At 58.4% G+C, this 1,705-nt stretch carries 1 protein-coding gene; it reads right to left on the bottom strand.

The genetic code is table 11. The features are described from left to right. Positions 1–97: 97 nt before the first annotated feature. The coding region (locus AC1D1P_RS22610) for a hypothetical protein (RefSeq protein WP_477674532.1) at positions 98–1,705 on the bottom strand (1,608 nt) is incomplete at its 5' end.

Here is a 1,705-nt window from a genome sequence, read left to right on the forward strand (position 1 = left end):
GGTCAGCAGGCATTGAATGGGTGGGATTCTTGCAGTCATATGACGCTCTGGTCTTTCAGATGTCATGTGCCAACGGGAATCACCGATGTTCTGTACTTCATTTGTCGGCCGAGCCTGCCGGGTTTCCAATTCTGTCCATTGCGGCCCAATCCAGCCGCTCGGGCTGGTCCTTCACGCTTCGCAGTACAGTCTGCTGTTGCTCCAGGCGTGCAATCAGTGCCCGCTTTTTCGGATCGGGTGCAAGGACTTCCGACGCGTTAGCCAATTCAAGGGCGACGGCGACGAAAGCTGTGGCTTGCGCCCATTGTTCCCGAGGTTGCGCGATCTCCGAGGCACCGCGCTTTAGAAAAACAAGCAATTGCCAGTCCGCGAATATCAGTTGCCAGCGCGGATTGAAGGCGAGACTGGTCGCAAGAGGTAGAAGCGCGGCTTTCGGAAGCTGCAGAGCAGGTACGCCGATGACTTTTACGTTATGGGTGGATAGTTCTTTTTCCCAACCATCAGCCGCACTCAGTATGTTGACGTAATGAGTCGTTGCCGAAGAATGACGATAAATCATGTGGCCCGCGTAGCCGACCTTGTACTTGTCCCCAAGCAGATATGGGACCTGTGGCGCGTATGTGTCGAGCATCCAGATGTTCCCCCCGTCAGGCAGTACTCGTCCAATCAATTTGACTGCTTCGATGGCACGCAATCCTACGTCTGTCATGCCCCATCCCGAATACCTTGTCGGAACCACCGCGACCAGCATCGCCAGCATGCTGAGAGCGGTCAACGCGCCCATTGGCAAACGCATTGGTTTGCGCTGGGATGCCTGCCTGAATGTGGTGAGGAGGCTTATTGCCAGGGGGACCAGAAGGGCCATGGCCCAAAGGCCGAGACCCCGGCGATGCTGTATGGCCATGATGGCCATGGGTGCAATGACAACAAGGCCGGACAATCTTGCCGGCCCCGCAGTGAGGAACCAGACTGCCGTGCCCATCGCGAGAACAGCGGCAGACGGCCAGAGAAAACGCGAGCTGGGATCCCATAGCGGCAAGTATTCACGTATGGCTATCCTCTCCGCCGCAATACTGCCTCCATCCTGCATGTCTTGCCAGACAAAAAACTGCGAAAACACCTGTTGTGCCCCATTGGGGTYCAGCAGCGGCAGCGCCACGCTCGCCAGCCCGCAAATTGCCCAGCACACCGCCTCGTYGCGGGATATGGCGTGCTCATGCCTGTCTTGCCATCGACGGAGTGCATAAGCGGCCAAAAGAGGCAGCATCAGCAGCACCGTGGTGTGAACCCACGCCAACGCTAGACACAACAGGGGAAAGGCGAACAGTGCCCGGCGGATGCGGGCAGGATGGCGGCAGCTTTCAAACAAGAGCGTGGCTGCCATCCACGAAAGGTAGAGCGTAACTTCTGCGCGTATCTGCGAGCGGTGCAGGAACGTGGGGTAGACAATCAGCAGCGCCAAAGCCATGGCCGCCATCTGGTTCAGGTCAACCTCGTAGCGTGCCTGCATGCCGTTGTTGGCGGCTCGCTGCGCAGCGAATAGTCCCAAGCAAAGGGTCGCAGCCCACAGCACCGCGTTAAAGACACTCAGGCTGACCCATCCCCCTAGCCTGACGGCGAGCTCTGCGAGCAAACCGAAGCCCCAGCCGCCGAAGAGCTGGGGCGCGCCGGCAGCGGTATAGAGAAAAAACTCCTGATGAGGTAC

This window comes from Polaromonas sp. P1_E1_2 (genome assembly GCF_056406035.1).